Annotated in this window: 12 protein-coding genes; 8 read left to right on the top strand and 4 right to left on the bottom strand. The window is 49.7% G+C overall.

All coding sequences use genetic code 11. The annotated features are described in order from the left end of the window. The first annotated feature begins 333 nt into the window (after nucleotides 1-333). A complete protein-coding gene (locus AA84_RS0114540; RefSeq protein WP_028977806.1) occupies nucleotides 334-1,503 on the top strand; it encodes an amidase in 1,170 nt (389 codons plus the stop codon). 99 nt (nucleotides 1,504-1,602) lie between these two features. On the opposite strand, the gene AA84_RS0114535 is transcribed toward AA84_RS0114540, so the two are convergent. Continuing rightward, entirely contained in the window at nucleotides 1,603-3,030 is a 1,428-nt protein-coding gene (locus AA84_RS0114535; protein WP_028977805.1) for an NAD(P)-binding domain-containing protein, read from the bottom strand. Nucleotides 3,031-3,317: 287 nt separating this feature from the next. Between AA84_RS0114535 and AA84_RS0114525 the strand changes: the two genes are divergently transcribed. From AA84_RS0114525 to uraH, 3 genes are read left to right on the top strand one after another with little or no spacing between them, the layout of a single operon-like run. Beyond that, a complete protein-coding gene (locus AA84_RS0114525; RefSeq protein WP_028977804.1) occupies nucleotides 3,318-4,970 on the top strand; it encodes a PucR family transcriptional regulator in 1,653 nt (550 codons plus the stop codon). Nucleotides 4,971-4,993: 23 nt separating this feature from the next. After that, the gene (uraD, locus tag AA84_RS0114520) at nucleotides 4,994-5,497 is read left to right on the top strand and encodes a 2-oxo-4-hydroxy-4-carboxy-5-ureidoimidazoline decarboxylase (RefSeq protein WP_028977803.1); all 504 of its coding nucleotides are present in this window, start codon (nucleotides 4,994-4,996) and stop codon (nucleotides 5,495-5,497) included. A gap of 22 nt (nucleotides 5,498-5,519) precedes the next feature. Further along, nucleotides 5,520-5,873 carry a hydroxyisourate hydrolase gene (uraH, locus tag AA84_RS0114515; RefSeq protein WP_028977802.1) on the top strand — a complete coding sequence of 118 codons (354 nt, stop codon included), beginning with the start codon at nucleotides 5,520-5,522 and terminating at the stop codon, nucleotides 5,871-5,873. A 498-nt stretch (nucleotides 5,874-6,371) separates the two neighbouring features. Here the strand turns inward: uraH and AA84_RS0114505 are convergent, their stop codons facing one another. The 3 genes from AA84_RS0114505 to AA84_RS0114495 form a co-directional block, all read right to left on the bottom strand. After that, complete coding sequence (locus tag AA84_RS0114505) at nucleotides 6,372-7,712, bottom strand: nucleobase:cation symporter-2 family protein (RefSeq protein WP_028977801.1); 1,341 nt, start codon at nucleotides 7,710-7,712, stop codon at nucleotides 6,372-6,374. Between the two features lie 41 nt (nucleotides 7,713-7,753). After that, a complete protein-coding gene (locus AA84_RS0114500; protein ID WP_028977800.1) occupies nucleotides 7,754-8,011 on the bottom strand; it encodes a ferredoxin in 258 nt (85 codons plus the stop codon). 64 nt (nucleotides 8,012-8,075) lie between these two features. After that, nucleotides 8,076-9,116 (bottom strand): aromatic ring-hydroxylating oxygenase subunit alpha, encoded by a 1,041-nt coding sequence (locus tag AA84_RS0114495; protein ID WP_028977799.1) that lies wholly within the window; start codon nucleotides 9,114-9,116, stop codon nucleotides 8,076-8,078. A gap of 545 nt (nucleotides 9,117-9,661) precedes the next feature. On the opposite strand from AA84_RS0114495, the gene allC reads away from it, so the two are divergent. From allC to AA84_RS0114475, 4 genes are all read left to right on the top strand, one after another. Then, nucleotides 9,662-10,903, top strand: coding sequence for an allantoate deiminase (allC, locus tag AA84_RS0114490; protein WP_028977798.1), 1,242 nt, complete (start codon nucleotides 9,662-9,664; stop codon nucleotides 10,901-10,903). 164 nt (nucleotides 10,904-11,067) lie between these two features. After that, entirely contained in the window at nucleotides 11,068-12,300 is a 1,233-nt protein-coding gene (locus AA84_RS0114485; RefSeq protein ID WP_028977797.1) for a pyridoxal-phosphate-dependent aminotransferase family protein, read from the top strand. A gap of 84 nt (nucleotides 12,301-12,384) precedes the next feature. Beyond that, nucleotides 12,385-13,734, top strand: coding sequence for an allantoinase (locus AA84_RS0114480; protein ID WP_028977796.1), 1,350 nt, complete (start codon nucleotides 12,385-12,387; stop codon nucleotides 13,732-13,734). Between the two features lie 434 nt (nucleotides 13,735-14,168). Then, nucleotides 14,169-15,638 (top strand): NCS1 family nucleobase:cation symporter-1, encoded by a 1,470-nt coding sequence (locus tag AA84_RS0114475; protein WP_028977795.1) that lies wholly within the window; start codon nucleotides 14,169-14,171, stop codon nucleotides 15,636-15,638. The last annotated feature ends 181 nt before the right edge of the window (nucleotides 15,639-15,819 follow it).

The raw sequence follows: 15,819 nt of genomic DNA, 5'->3' as shown, positions 1-15,819 counted from the left end.
TTTTTTAGGTGAATCTGTGTCAATTATATGAAACTTTGCAGATAAAGGCGAATCTGAAGGCGATTGAAAAAGTGCAAAGTGACTGATAAAACCTGTAAAGTGACTGATAAACGTTTCAAAGTGACCGATAAAATTTGCAAAGCGGCTGATAAAACCCCAAAAGTGACCGATAAAATTAAATCTTGAAACGGACCGATACTGATGGAGAAATCGAATGCCTAGTCACACTGACTAATTCAGACAGCTGCTTTTGGTTATGTTTACGCATGACAAAGCCGCTGTTTTTTATTATTCTGATCTTAATGAATTTTTTTCTGACGAGGTGAACGGTTGATGGATGGTCAAGACAGTTTGGGTGCGTTTGTAACCGATGGATTAAACCTTGCGCCGCTGGGAAACGGTGTACTGAACGGAACGGTTTTTGCTGCAAAAGATGTGTTTGCGGTTCAGGGACATGTAGCTTCCGCGGGACAGCCGCTTTGGGCGAGCACTCATCCTGCTGCCGAAGTACATGCGCCGGTCATCAAAAGCTTACTGGAAAGCGGCGCGCGCTTACGCGGAATGACGGTTACCGATGAGTTAATGTACAGCCTCAAAGGAGACAACATCCACTATCCGCCGACGATTAATCCACGTGTGCCCGATGCTTACTCCGGAGGCTCCTCAAGTGGATCGGCGGTGGCCACTGCTTCAGAAGCGGTTGACTTCGCCATCGGTACCGATACCGGCGGATCGGTGCGTATTCCCTCTTCCTATTGCGGGTTGTTCGGCATTCGCCCGTCGCACGGAGCGGTTTCTTTGGAAGGCGTCGTTCCGCTGGCGCCGAGTTTCGACACGGTCGGCTGGATGGCTCGAAGCGCTGAACTGCTTGAGCGTGTGGGTTCCTGTCTGTTGCCGGAAACCGTATCAGCATCCTTCCAGCACTTTTATCAATTAAACGAAGCATGGGCTCAGATTGATCATCCGTCGGTGCTTCAATTGCTTCGCACATTCATCAAAAAGCATCTTTCAGATCTGAAGATTGAGCCGACTCAGCTCCCGCTGGCTAAACCGGCGGAACTTGCGGAAACGTTTCGCGTCCTGCAAGGCTACGAAGCTTGGCAATCACATGGCCTGTGGATCAAGCAAAATCATCCCCACTTTGCCAGCGATGTCGGCGGCCGATTCGAAGCTGCATCGAAAATGAAAAAAAATAAAGCTTACCAGCAGGCGGCAGCGACGAAACAGCAATTCACCGAGAAAATACGTGCGTTCCTCGGCAGCGATGGACTGTTAATCGTCCCGACGACCTATGGACCGGCACCGAAACGAAGTGCCGAAGCTGAAGAAAGCGATAAAGTCCGCGCGCGCACGATGCGCTTGACCTGTATTGCCGGCGTATCCGGACTGCCACAAGTGACTGTACCTATTCTTGAGTCGGCTGCCCCGATCGGCTTATCCTTCATTTCCGGCTACGGCACCGATCGGCAGTTGCTTGCGTTTGTGAGAAACGTGTTTGGCTAACTTAAAAAGAAGGTATCTAAAAAAACGGTTGTCTCCGGTCAACAGACTTTTGAGACAACCGCTTAATTTTTTGTTCATCTAGCTCTTTTTTTCGACCGGTCATGCCTCTGTTTTCTTCGGCCATTTACCGAAAAATTCAGGCGTGTCATAGTTGAAATAATCTTCGAGATAAGCTTCGCGCGTGTCGGCGAACAGCTCATCGGCGACTGCTGCGGTGATGAGCGGGAGGCTGTATTTCATTCCGGATAGTGCGGAGGCAGACAAGCCGCAGCTGATCATACCGGAATAATTGAACGCGTAAAGCCCATGCAGCAGTGCTTCGCCCTTTGTATCCCGCCCCAAGTAAGCAAAGCCGGGGCTCAGATATGGATGGGCATCGAGCACGGGACTGGCGATTGCTTCCGGTGCTTTATAGCGGTCTCCCCAGCGGAGAATGTACGGTTCCAGCGTGCTTAGTTCGGGACGCAGTGCCGGATCGGTGCGTAATCCGGTACTGATAATTAAAAAGTCGAAAAGAAAACTGCCTTTTGCGGTTAAAACACGCACCCCCTCACCTAAGGGCTGAACGTCAAGCCATGGCGAACCAAGATGCAGCGTGAAGCCCGGCCGTGCGGCAGCACGGTTAAACGTGTCGTTGGTCGGCGGCTGATTCAGGTTGAAAAAATGGGCCATGACTGCATATTTCTCAGCATCCGGCAGCGTGTGATAGTGCTCAATCAATCCCGATGGTTCCATTTGCCGAATCGGATTGACGCGCGGGAGCTGTTTACGTCGAACGAAAACATGTGCTTCGGCCGCCCCTTCGGTCAATGCGTAATTCGCATTGTCAAAAGCCGAAGACCCGCCGCCAAGTATGGCGATCTTCTTTCCTTTTAGTGCATTGAAATCAATCGATTCCGAAGTATGCGCATAGAGATGCTTCGGCAGCTTATCGCGAATTATTGCCGGCACATACCATTGCCCGCCGCCTTGGATGCCGGTCGCTAGAATGACTTTGCGCGCGAGCAGTGTCGCCGATGGTGCACCGGCGCCTGTGAGATGCAGGCGATGAATGCCGGCTTTTGCCGGGTCAATTCGTGTTAGTTTGACCTGATTGATCACCGGAAGGTTCAGGATTTGCCGGTACCAGCACAGATAATCCATCCAGTCACGACGAGCGATTTTGTCCATCGCATTCCAGGAATCTTCACCGAATTGAGCCTCCCACCAAGAACGGAAGGTCAACGAGGGGATGCCGTAATCAATCGGGGTCAGCTGTTTCGGTGTTCTCAGCGTCATCATGCGTGCGTAGGTGATCCATGGCCCTTCGCAGCCTTGTGGATTTTCATCGATCACGAGAATGTTCGTCATGCGTTTACGAATCAAGCCAAAAGCGATCCCCAGCCCGCACTGCCCCGCGCCGACAATAACGGCATCGTAGACATGACCATCGGGGTGGAGCGTTTCATGGACCCAATTCGAACAACGGTCGAGTCCAAGATAGGAAAGATCCGTTTTCACGCGTTGGTTTAATGCGTGAAGGCTCATGTTCAACAGCACCTCTATTCGAAAAGTTTTGATTTATCTCATTATTCGATTTAATCCTAACGGATCCTGAGTAGCGTTTCAATCACGATGCATCTAAATTTTCTTGCAAAATTTAGATAACATAACTAGAACAGAAATGATCCTTGCGCTATAATACTTACATTATAAAAATATTTTAAAAATTTAATGATTTGTTTTTCAAGCTGATCCGATGGAAATTTTCCGACCATGATTCACGGCTGCTTTTCTAGAGCCGAAACTGATTCACAGAATAGGAGGTGCTGAATATGAGGGTCTCCGAACTTTTTCAGATACCGATATTCAGTGAATTCAAACTCATTGCCGGCGAAAAAGGTGTCGATCGTGAACTGCAGAATGTCAATATGATGGATGCGCCGGACATTATCGACTATTTAAAGCCGAACGATTGGCTGATCACCACAGGCTATCATTTGCGTAACAATCCCGACTTTTTTTACACACTTGTTGCGCAGATGGCGGAGCGAGGCTGTGCCGCGCTCGGGATCAAGACACGCCGTTTTATGAATGACATTCCGGAAGCGGTTGTTCAGCTAGCCAATGCGTGTTCGTTTCCGCTGATCGATTTGCCTAATAGTCTTTCACTGGTTGATATCGGCAATCAGACGTTGACGCAGATCCTGAATACGCGTACAAAGGAGCTTCAATTTGCGATTGATACGCACCAACAGTTTACCGAACACATTATGAGCGGTGAGAGCACGGATCGGCTGTTGAAACGCTTGTCCGATATGATCGGTTTTCCCACGATCCTGTTGGATTCCTATTTAAAAATTATCGCGGCGTCAAATCGGGCATTCGCTCATGGAACTTTTTCCGATCGACTGGCTGATTTTGAACAAACCCTTTTTCAGCAGAAAGCAAACTTTGCTTCATTTTCACAACTGGATACCCGCCAGACTTACTCCTTATTTGTGATTTATACCTATAAGAAAAAACGTTGTTTTCTGCTTGTCTGCGGTCATGTGCCGCTTTCCGACCGGTTGCTGACACTGACCGTGGAGCAGGCGATGAACGTGTTGGCATTCGAGCTGATGAAGGATGAAGCGCTAAAGCAGACCGAGCGCAAAGTGCGCGATGCTTTCTTCACCAACCTGATCCTAGGAGCGTTTTCGACAAGCGATGAATTGATCAGCCGGGCAACAGAATTCGGTCTGGCAGACCGTCAGCGCTCGGTTTGCGTGGTCGGCGAACTGGATGCCGATGCCGATCCGATTAGTTATACGCATTTCCAGATGGAAACCGACGAGGTCTATGCCTTCTTGGAAGGGGAGATCGCCGCATTGCCGTTTGCTGCGCATCTTTTTGTCCGCGATCATAGTTGTGCCGTCATTTTTGAAGTTGTGGCCTCCGGAGATAATGGTCTGCGTTTTTTGACGCCCTATCTGAAGAAAATTCAGGAGCGTGTCGTACGCTTTTTTTCACATACGCTGTCCTTTGGGCTTAGCCATCCGTTTAGCAGTCTGGAAGATTTGCCAAATGCATTTCACGAAGCGGCGGATGCCCTTCACGCCGGCGCGCAGATGGGCAAGCGCGCGTTTCTGCAAATCTATCAATCGCGCGGAATTCGCGATTTATTGCACCGGATACCAACTGAGGAATTGAGCGCACTCTACGAGCAGACGCTGCAAGCCCTTGCCCATCCGAAAAAGGAAGAGGAGCAGGTGCTGCTGCATACACTCTTTGTCTATCTCGAATCCAATTGTCAGATTTCAGAGACGGCAAAGAAGTTGTTTGTTCATCGAAATACGGTCATTTACCGGATCGACAAATGTGAAAATCTGCTTGGCGCTGATTTGAAGGATCCGGATACCATCTTTCAGATTCGTTTCGCTTTGCGGATGAAGCCGCTGATTGAACGTTCAAGCGCAACTGGACTGCGAAACCCTTTCAAAAATTAACAAAACGAAAAGGAGGCAGGTCGGTGAACCTAGATGAATTGAATGATGCTGCAGAAGCTGTGTTTGTGCATCAGCTGGGAGGTATTTTCGAACAGTCGCCGTGGATCGTGCGTGAAGCAGCGAAAAAACGGCCGTTTGCTTCTAGAGACGACTTGTTTCAGGCGATGGCGGCAATCGTTGCCTCAGCGGGTGCAGAGCGGCAAGAAGCCTTGATTCAGGCGCACCCGCGCCTCGGTACGGCAAAGCAAATGACCGAGCAATCCGGCGAGGAACAAAAGACCGCTGGTTTGCACGATCTTCCGAAGGGTGAAGCTGAGCAGCTGAAAACGTTGAATCAGCAGTATGAAGCACGCTTTGATATTCCCTTCATCATGGCGGTGCGCGGAAAATCAAAGCCAGCGATTGTTGCTGCATTAAAAGAACGATTGATGCATGCGCGTGCAGACGAGTTTAATCGGGCTTTAGCAGAAATTTTAAAAATTGCACGATTCCGTCTGGACGATGTCCTGGAAGTGACGAAGCAGTGAAGAAGGAATAAGGAGGGGCATAATGGGCGAATTGACCACACATATTCTTGATTTGACGCAGGGAAAGCCGGCGTCAAATGTTCAAATTGATCTCTATGAGGTCAACGGGGACGCGTTGACCTTCCTGAAAAGCACGGCGACCAATCACGACGGACGGCTCGATGCACCGCTGATTGACGCATCAGCGTTCGGCGCAGGTGTTTATGAGCTGCACGTACATATCGGCGCTTATTTTCGCAACGCGAAGCTAGCCGCAAGCGTGCCCGCGTTTCTCGACATCGTTACGGTTCGTTTCGGTGTGGATGATCCGGGACGAAACTATCATGTGCCGCTGCTCGTTTCGCCGTGGGGCTACCAAGTCTATCGCGGCAGTTGAACGGGAAATTCCTGCGCAAATCGAGCCCATAAAAACCCTCCGGCTGTAACCATGTCGGAGGGTTTTTGGTTTGATAAAGGTTGCCAGTGGAGAAAACTCAGTTCTTTAGTGATGAGATGAATCCTCACCTTGAGCAACTTGTTGATCGCAGGCCGAGGGGGGCCGCAGGGAATCGTATACTCGGAAGGCTCCGGAATCGCCCGCGGTTGTGCTCGGTTGATGCGAGCACCAAATGGCATGCCCGAAAAGTAAAAAGCGAAATGCCGAAGTTAAAGCGAAATCCTCAAAAGTAAAAGCGAAACGCTGCATGGAAGAGGAACTTTCGCTAGTTAAAAATGAACTTTCGCTAAGTACGCATACGTCCTGTATGCAACGCGAAAGTCATCACATCCTGTGAAAGTATGTCCTGCATGCAAGGCGAAAGCCACTACATCCTGCGGAAGTAAGAACTGAGTTTCGCCCGATTTTTCTGATCAGCGCAGCAGATAAGCGAGCCTATCAAACTTCTTTTGCTGCGCTTGTTTCGGCGATCATTTGCTTTGAAGCAGCGTCGATTGGCTCTGCAGAAGTACGACGTCCGGCATTTAAAATAAGATTGAGAATAAGAGCGGTAAGACTTCCTGCAACAATGCCATTATTTGTGAGAATCTGAATCAGACTTGGAAAATGAGCGAATAGTGCCGGCTGCACCGTAACCCCCATGCCAATGCCGACGGCACAAGCGACGATCAGCAAGTTTTCCTGACGTGAAAAATCAACTTTTCCGAGCATACGCACACCGCTAGCAATGACCATGCCGAACATGGCCAGCGTTGCACCGCCGATGACCGCGTTTGGAATGAGGACGGTAATCGCACCAATTTTCGGAATCAGGCCTAGGGCAACCAAAGCAACACCGCAGACCACGGTGACGCTGCGTGATTTCACCCGGGTCATCTGAACCAGACCAACGTTCTGTGAAAAAGTGGTATAAGGAAAAGCATTGAAAAAACCACCGAGCAGGATTGCCAGACCTTCAGCGCGATAGCCGTGCTGCATTGCTTTTTCATCTATTTTTTTCCCACAAATCTCACTTAAAGCCAGATAGACGCCGGTTGTTTCAATCATGCTGACAATCCCAACGATTGACATGGCGATAATCGCATCAAGATGAAAGGTCGGCGCACCGAAACTGAACGGAGCGATCAAACTGAACCAGCCGGATTGGCCGACCGATGAAAAATCAACTTTTCCCATAAATGCGGCAGCGATGGTACCGATAACAATACTGAGCAGGATCGAAATTGTCTGCATAAACCCTTTAAAAAAGCGATTCATGATGATGATCAGAGCGAGTACACCGAAGCCGAGTGTCAGATTTTGAGGGCTTCCAAAGTCCTTCACGCCGACCCCGCCGCCAAGGTTGTTAATCGCAACCGGAATCAGTGTGATTCCGATGATCATGACTACGGATCCGACAACAACCGGCGGAAAGAGCGAACGGATTTTTCCGAAGAAGGTGGAAAGCGCCAGCACAACTAAACCGGCGATGAGAATGGCACCGCATATTCCAGGCATTCCATATGCTTTTCCGATGATAATCATCGGCGAGACAGCGGTGAAGGTACAGCCCATCACAATCGGCAAACCGATACCGAAAAAGCGATTTTTCCATGCCTGAAGCAATGTGGCAATGCCGCAGGCAACCAAGTCGATGGAAACAAGCAAGGCGAGTTCGGCTCCGTTAAGTCCGACCGCGCCGCCGACAATCAGTGGTACGATGACGGCGCCGCCGTACATCGCCAGCATATGCTGGATCCCAAGTGAAACTATTTTTCCTTTTGAATGGGTCTGTTCCATTCTTTTCACACTCCTCATGGTCTATTTATTGTTCGTAGGTTTCAGCTTGCTTCATGTTCTTCTTTTGCAGGATCGCCGTTAAAGGGGGTCCCGCTCATTTTAATGGATTCAGTCGGGCAGCCTTCGCAGGCGTCGATAACGTCATCGATCTGGGCTTCAGGAATTTCCTTTGTTCCCTGATTATCATCAAGCAGGACGTGCGATGTACCGTCCTCATCGTATCCGAAAATATCCGGAGCAGCACATCCGCAGGCCCCGCAAGCGATGCATGTGTCTTTGTCGACAATCACATAGTGCATAAGCTGTACCTCCTTGTTTTGCTGGAATCAAAGCAGGCATGGAAGGCATCTGATCAATCGCTTCTTAACTGGTGTAGATCTTGCCAAGTCCCATCTCCTTCAACCGTTTCCGGTAAGCGATCGATGTTTTATCCGCCATGATATGCGCTTCTGCCTGCAAATCGAGCGGCAGCTCTTCCGGCTTCTGATTCTCGACCATTTCCCGATCTTCATTAAAAATTTTTAAGTTGAACGCGCAGGCATCTTCAATCGAGAGCGTTTTATCGAAGTTTTGGGCAATTGGGCAGAAGAGACGTGTTTTGCGGGCGGAGATCGGACTTGCGGCGTTCAGAATCCAAAGCTGCTTACCCTCTGGAAAATGAACGATCAGCCGGGCGCAGAGCGGAGGATAGATGTCGTATTCACGCAGCCATTTGAATCCTTCAGGGGATGGATCGGCCATCCCTTTTGGATAATTGCTCACTGTGCTGAGGTAATCGGTGTGGATGCCTTCCGCCGTGCGCGACACTTTGTAACTCGGAACGAATGCGTTGTTGCGATCGGCAAACGTTGCGGTATGCACCCAAGCAAAGTGAGCAACATCAACAAAACCTTCAATCTGCCGGCCTGCCGATCCATTAATGTCGATTGTTGGTGCTAAAAAGGAAATATAATCTTCATTTCCCCAAATTGGAAATGGCGGCACGTGATCCGCTTCACCGGCGAGGGTGGTCCAGACCAAACCATAGCGTTCAACAACCGGATAAACGCTCAGGCAGAGCCGCGGCGATATTTTTGCCTCCGGATGGGCGGGAATCGACACGCACTGCCCGTCAGCACTGTAACTAAACCCATGATAAGGACAGACAATGTTGTCATCTTCCACCCAGCCCATGCTGAGCGGGGTTCCGCGATGGATGCACAAGTCGCGGGCAACCACCGCTTTTCCTTTTGCGCGATAAACCACCAATGCAACATCAAGCAGTGTGACCGCAAGCGGCTGATCGCTGACTTGAGCGCTCTCGGCCACCGGATACCAATAGTTTATCAGAACATTCCAGTCTTGCGGGGCAAAGGTACAATCGGTTGGATAAGGGGTTTTCCTTTTGACGTTTGTTGCCGTCATCACAAACCGCCTCCTGTTCTGTTTGATTGTTGAAAAGTTTATAACAAGTCTGAAAAAATAGGAATTACCGTGTTAAATAATCTAACAAATTTATGCCTTTTTTGTAGCTTTAGCCTACACGTTTGATTTTTGTTGTAGGATGTGACAGAAATGTGAACGGATGATTGGCGTATTTTCGCTGCAAGGCAATCGTCGCGAAAGTCACCGCATCCTGTGAAAGAAAGGACTCAGCTTACAGGTAAGGAACGTTTATGATTTTTGGTTATGTAAAAGCCAGTGCATCAATGCGCAGATGCTCTGGCGCCCGCGCTAAGCGAGCAATCGGTGCGTACCCGTGCACAAGTGATAAATCAAAGCCGCAGCAAAAGGAACTTTCGCTAAGTGCTATCTTGAAGAGCGACGGCGACTTTTTAGCCAATGTAACCAATCGATATTAGAAAAATTGGACTATTTTATAATGGTCTCATCGCTATTGTTTGCTAAAATAATCCTATTCCTAATCGGGGTATGTTAGGAGATCTAACGCAGAAAGAAGGCGAGGAGTGATGATGGATCAAGCCTCAAAGACATTAAAAGACGATCTCCGTCAAGCGATTAACTGGCTCGCGTCGTTTGGTAAAACCGAAAATGACGGGGTCACGCGGCTGCTTTACGATGAGGCTTGGCAACGGGCACAGCAGGCGCTCGCGCAGAAAATGAATAACTCAGGTCTGCTTGTGCGATTCGACGATGTAGGCAACCTGTTCGGACGATTGCCGGGTACTGAGGACAAAGCGCCTGTAATCTTGACCGGGTCACATCTTGATACCGTTGTTGACGGCGGTAAATATGACGGCGCATTCGGTGTACTGGCTTCTTTGCTGGCGGTCGATCGGTTAAGACAGCAATTCGGCGCGCCGAAACGCACATTGGAAGTTGTGGCGCTGTGCGAGGAGGAAGGCAGCCGATTTCCAATTTCCTTCTGGGGTTCCGGGAGCATTACCGGAGCCTATCAGCAGTCCGATGCGGCCGGGTTGGAGGACTCATCCGGTGTCCGCTTTATCGATGCGATGCAGCAAGCCGGCTTCGGCAAAGGCGATTATCCGGCGCCTACGCGCAATGATATTGCTTGTTTTATCGAGACGCATGTCGAACAAGGGATCACGCTTGAGCTTGAACAGAACACATGGGCGGCGGTAACGCATATTGTCGGTCAACAACGTTACACCATCACGTTGACCGGTGAGAGTAACCATGCAGGAACGACACCAATGGATCGGCGTCACGATACCGTCTATGCGGCCGCACGAATGATCGCGCATGTGATCCGCCGGGCTGAGCAAGCGCAGAATGGACTGGTCGCAACGGTTGGACGCATCAAAGTGGCACCCAATGTACCTAACGTCGTCCCCGGAAGCTGCAGCTTTACCCTTGATATTCGTCATCATCAATCCGATGTCATAAATCGTTTCAGCGGTCAAGCGGTTGCCGATTTTCGGCAGCAGGCGCGAAAAGCGGGAATTTCGATTCAAATAACAAAATGGATGGATGCGCTCCCGGTGCCGCTTGATCCGAAACTTGCGGAACTAGGCTATTCCTTAGCGCAGAAAGCGGGGATACCGTGCAAGAAAATGGTGAGCGGTGCCGGGCATGATTCGCAGATTTTCGGCAGCTACTGTCCGACGGCACTACTGTTTGTTCCAAGCCACAACGGCATCAGCCATTCGCCAAATGAATTTACGAAGCTTGATGACCTGGAAACCGGTGTTCAGATGTTAATAAAGCTTTTGCATCATTTAGCCTATTAATCTAAAAAAACATGTTTGTCCGATCTGCCACAGGCGTCGCATTGGCTTATTGAAGCGATGCTGATCTCATCAGCACGAGGAGCCAAATTTTAAACGTTCTGATTTTGCAAGAAAAATCTTACGATAAAAAAGTGAAAGAAGTGAGTGTTGTGTCGCGTTATCCTATGCTCCAGACACCGCCGAGGATGATCATGACCCCAGGGCCGGTCGCGGTTGATCCGCGTGTTCTGCGTGCGATGTCCTTGCCGATTCTTGGTCAATTCGACCCTGCGTTTACGAAGATCATGAATGAAGTGATGGTGATGCTGCGCGCATCGTTTCAGACGAAAAATCATTGGGCACACCCGATTGACGGAACATCACGCGCCGGATTGGAAGCAATGATTGCCAGTCTCGTTGAACCTGGAGATCGAATGCTTGTCCCGATCTACGGACGCTTTGGTGATCTGTTTGTTGAAATCGGCGAGCGCTATGGCGCAGAGATCCACACCTTGAACTGCCCATGGGGGACGGTTTTTGATCCGGAAGCGATCATTGCTGAAATTAAAAAGGTAAGGCCGAAAGTAGTCGCACTGGTTCACGGGGAAACTTCCACAGGACGGATGCAGCCGTTGGCGGAAGTAGGTAAGGCTTGCCGCGAGCTGGATGTTTTGCTCGTCGTTGATGCAGTTGCAACCTATTGCGGCGCGGATGTGCGTGCCGATGAATGGAACATTGATGCGCTGATCGGCGGCGCGCAAAAATGCTTGTCGATTCCATCGGGCATTGTCCCATTGACGTACAATGATCGCGTGGATCAAGTAATTAAGCGTCGTAAAAAAGTGGAACGCGGGATTGCAACGGACGCCGACCGGCTGGCCGGATCAAGCACGCCGGTTCGTAGCAACTATTTTGATCTGAGCCAGCTGCAGGATTACTGGAGCGAGCGGCGTCTTAACCACCATACAGAGGCGACATCAATGGAGTATGCACTGCATGAAGGGTTGCGGCTCGTTTTAGAAGAGGGGCTGGAAAATCGTTTTAAACGGCACAAGGTGAACGAGGCGGCATTGATGGCAGGCGTGGAAGCAATGGGGCTCCGCTTGTTCGGCGATCCGAAGTGCAAAATGCCTACGGTAACCTGCGTCTCCGTGCCGGACGGTGTGAACGCCGATGCGGTTCGTGACATTTTGCTCAACCACTTCGGCATTGAAATTGCCGGCTCGTTCGGCGCGCTGCAAGGCAAGATCTGGCGTATCGGCACGATGGGCTATGCCTGCCGTGAAGACTGCGTGCTGCATGTGCTTGCCGGACTCGAAGCAGCACTGATTCGCTGCGGTGCCAAGATTGACCGTGGTAAAGCATTGCAAGCGGCTATGGATGTCTATACTCAGAAGCAGATAGCTGTAGAAAATTAAACGCACGGTTGCTTGAATGACAGAAATGAAGAGGCATGCAAGCAAATCATTTGATAAAAGCAATGAGGAGGGGCGGTAAACGTGATGGCCTATGATCTGCTGATAAAAAACGGTTCGGTTGTGCTCAGTGATGAAGTGACGAAATTAGATCTTGCCATAAAAGAGGGGCGGATCGTTGCGCTCGGTGAAGCGATCGACGGTGAAGCGCAGCAGGTAATCGATGCAGAAGGAAAAACAGTTTTTCCCGGCATGATCGATATTCATGTTCATTTTGATGATCCCGGACGTACGCAATGGGAAGGGTTTGAGACGGGCTCGGCAATGCTCGCTGCCGGCGGCTGTACTGCTTTTTTCGACATGCCCTTGAATGGAATTCCGTCGACCGTTACGAAACAAGCGTTTGAGGATAAAGTGGCGCTCGGTGAAGCGAAATCGTGCATCGATTTTGCGCTTTGGGGCGGTCTTGTTCCCGATCATCTCGACGATCTGCAGGATTTGTTCGATTGCGGGGCCATCGGTTTCAAAGCATTTCTCTCACCATCGGGCAACGCTGAATTCAAATCCGTGGATGACTTGTCTCTGCTTGCCGGTATGCGAAAAATAGCCGAGTTCGGCGGTATTCTGGCACTGCATTCCGAGAGTGCACCAATGGTTACTTTTCTGCAGCAGGAAAAATTGAATCAAGGACGAACCGGCTTTGATGACTATGCCGAATCACGCCCGCCGCTCGCCGAAGTCGAAGCGGTTTCGCGTGCACTCCTCTTTGCTGAATTAACCGGCTGCGCGCTTCACTTTGTACATATCAGCACCGTCAGAGCCGTTCAGCGCATCCAAGCGGCGAAAAAGGCAGGGCTCAACGTTACACTGGAAACCTGTCCCCATTATTTGCTCTATAATCACGATGATTTCAAAAAGCGTGGTGTTGTCGGAAAATGTGCGCCGCCACTGCGCAGTGAAGCCGAACGGATCGGCTTGACGGATCGGCTCCTGCAGGGGCAAATCGATCTCATTTCTTCCGATCACTCCCCCTGTGAGTGGAAGGATAAAGACAAAGAAAATCTATTTGAAGCCTGGGGCGGCATCAGCGGTGGTCAATTCTCATTGCTGAGCGCGATTGAAATTGCTCTAGATCATGAAATCTCACTGACGAAGGTCGCCGAATGGACGGCGCGCCATCCCGCCGAGCGCTTTGGCTTGTCGGCATGTAAAGGAGCAATCGCCATTGGAAAAGATGCCGATCTGGCGATTGTCGATTTGAACCAAACGGAGCGGGTCACCCGTGAACGCTTGCTGCAACGGAACGCGTTCAGTTTGTACGAGGGTCGCATCTTCCCGGCAAAGGTGCTGACCACGATCAACCGCGGTACCGTCGTTTATTCTGAGGGAAAGATTAACAGCAGCGCCCGCGGTCGCTGGATCTCGGCAAAAGCATAACAACTAAAACGACGAAGCGATACCCACAATGTGCGGCATCGCTTTTTTTCGTAGGAGTCACATAATTGCTCGGGCGCCCGCGGTCGTGCCCTGTTGATGCGAGCGGCTGGAGTGACCGTCAGACAAAAGATTGTGGGCGCCAAGCCGGCATCCTGCGGAAGTAAGGACCGGGCGTAACTTGGTTTTTCTAACGTTAATGATTGTAATAAAATATAACATTATAAATCCAGCGTTTGTTTAAATTAATTAATTTTAGAAAAACATTTAGTTGTCTTGACTAATGACGAGCATAATTTTCTGTACTAATCTATATATTGTGAAAATTAATAACGTTAGTTGTTAGGAATCCGAACAATGAAGCTGTTGAATCCGTTGCGGAAAGCGGCGGATCGTGCCGAGCGTGTTTGTGCATTTAACTGAAAGAAGGGTTATGGATGGAGAAAGCCAGTCAAGCTATTTTCACAGGAACGGTTTCAAGCGCCAGTCACCGTCTGTACAACGAAGATTTAGCACCGGCACGCGAGCGGCGCTGGACGACTTACAGTCTGCTCTCGATGTGGATGTCCGACGTGCACAGCATCGGGACCTATACGTTCGCGGCGGGGCTCTTTTTTCTCGGTTTAACCGGCTGGGAAGTGCTTGTTGCGGAAATTATTGGTGCAGTTGTGGTGATGTATTTGGCAAATATGACCGGTGTTGCCGGAACGAAGCTCGGGGTTCCTTATCCCGTGCTCTCGCGTATTTCCTTTGGTGTGTTTGGAGGGAATGTGCCGGCTTTGATTCGCGGGATCATTGCGATTTTCTGGTATGGCATTCAAACGTATCTGTCTTCGGTCGCCGTTGTTGCGATCCTGCTTTTGATCTTTCCAGATATGAAGTCGATGATGGGGACAACTTTTCTCGGACTGTCTGCTCCTGGCTGGATCGGTTTTCTGTTCCTTTGGGCTTTGCAATTTTTCATTTTTAACTATGGAATGGAATTTATCCGAAAGTTTGATAACTTTTGTGGACCGGTTGTCTATGCGATGATGCTGATCTTAATCGGATGGATGACGTTTAAGGCGGGCGGCAAAATCGATATCGGTGCCAGTCCGGTAAAGGTTTCTTCCGGCCAAGCAATTGTCCAATTCTTCAGTGCCATTTCGCTTGTCATCGCATACTTTTCAACCATCATTCTCAATGTCAGCGACTTTACTCGCTTTTCTCCATCAGTAAAAACAACAAAACGCGGCAATTTCTGGGGACTTCCTGTCAACTTTACGGCCTTTTCGCTGGCCAGCGTGGTGATCACGGCCGGAACTATTACCGTTTTCGGAAAGGCGATTACCGATCCGGTGCTGCTGATTCAGCGTGTCGACAATCCCTTTTTCCTGATCGTCGGTGCGCTGGTTTTCATCATTGCCACAATGGGGGTTAACATTGTGGCGAATCTCGTTTCGCCGGCTTATGATTTTGCCAATGTTGCGCCGAAACGGATTAACTTCCGGCGTGGAGCGATGATTACTTCGGTTCTGTCGGTGGTGGTCATGCCATGGCAAGTGTATGCCAATCCAATTGCCGTAAACTATTTTCTTGGCGGTCTAGGCGCTTTTCTCGGCCCGATTTTTGCGATTATTATCGTTGACTATTATTTAATTAAACACGGGAAAATCAACGTTCAGGACTTGTATCAAGAAGGTGCCGATCATGCCTATTGGTATACAAAAGGCTATCATATGAAAGCATTTGCTGCGTTTCTGATCGGTGTCGTGATTACAGTTCCTCTGGCATTGTTCCCTGCATTTTCAGCAGTCGCTGCGTTCTCATGGCCGATCGGCGTCCTCGTGACAGGCGTTGTTTATCGCATATTCATGCCAAACCACAGCTTGGTAAAATCCGATGCAGCGGTGACGGATGCGCAGTAAAGTCAACCATTTGCTACGAGACGAACCAAAATAACAAGTCGCCTCAAACGTCATTTTTGACGGTGAGGCACTTTTTTTGCTCATCGGGTCTGAGAAAAGTGTGACACATCGCTTCGAATAACCATCGATTTCCTGTCACAAAAAGAATGGTATAATAGAAAACGGATTGTATAGAACGGGG

Origin of the sequence: Sporolactobacillus terrae DSM 11697 (assembly GCF_000648615.1) — a bacterium.
Classification (GTDB): domain Bacteria; phylum Bacillota; class Bacilli; order Bacillales; family Sporolactobacillaceae; genus Sporolactobacillus; species Sporolactobacillus terrae.
This window is presented reverse-complemented; position numbering and strand designations above follow the sequence as displayed.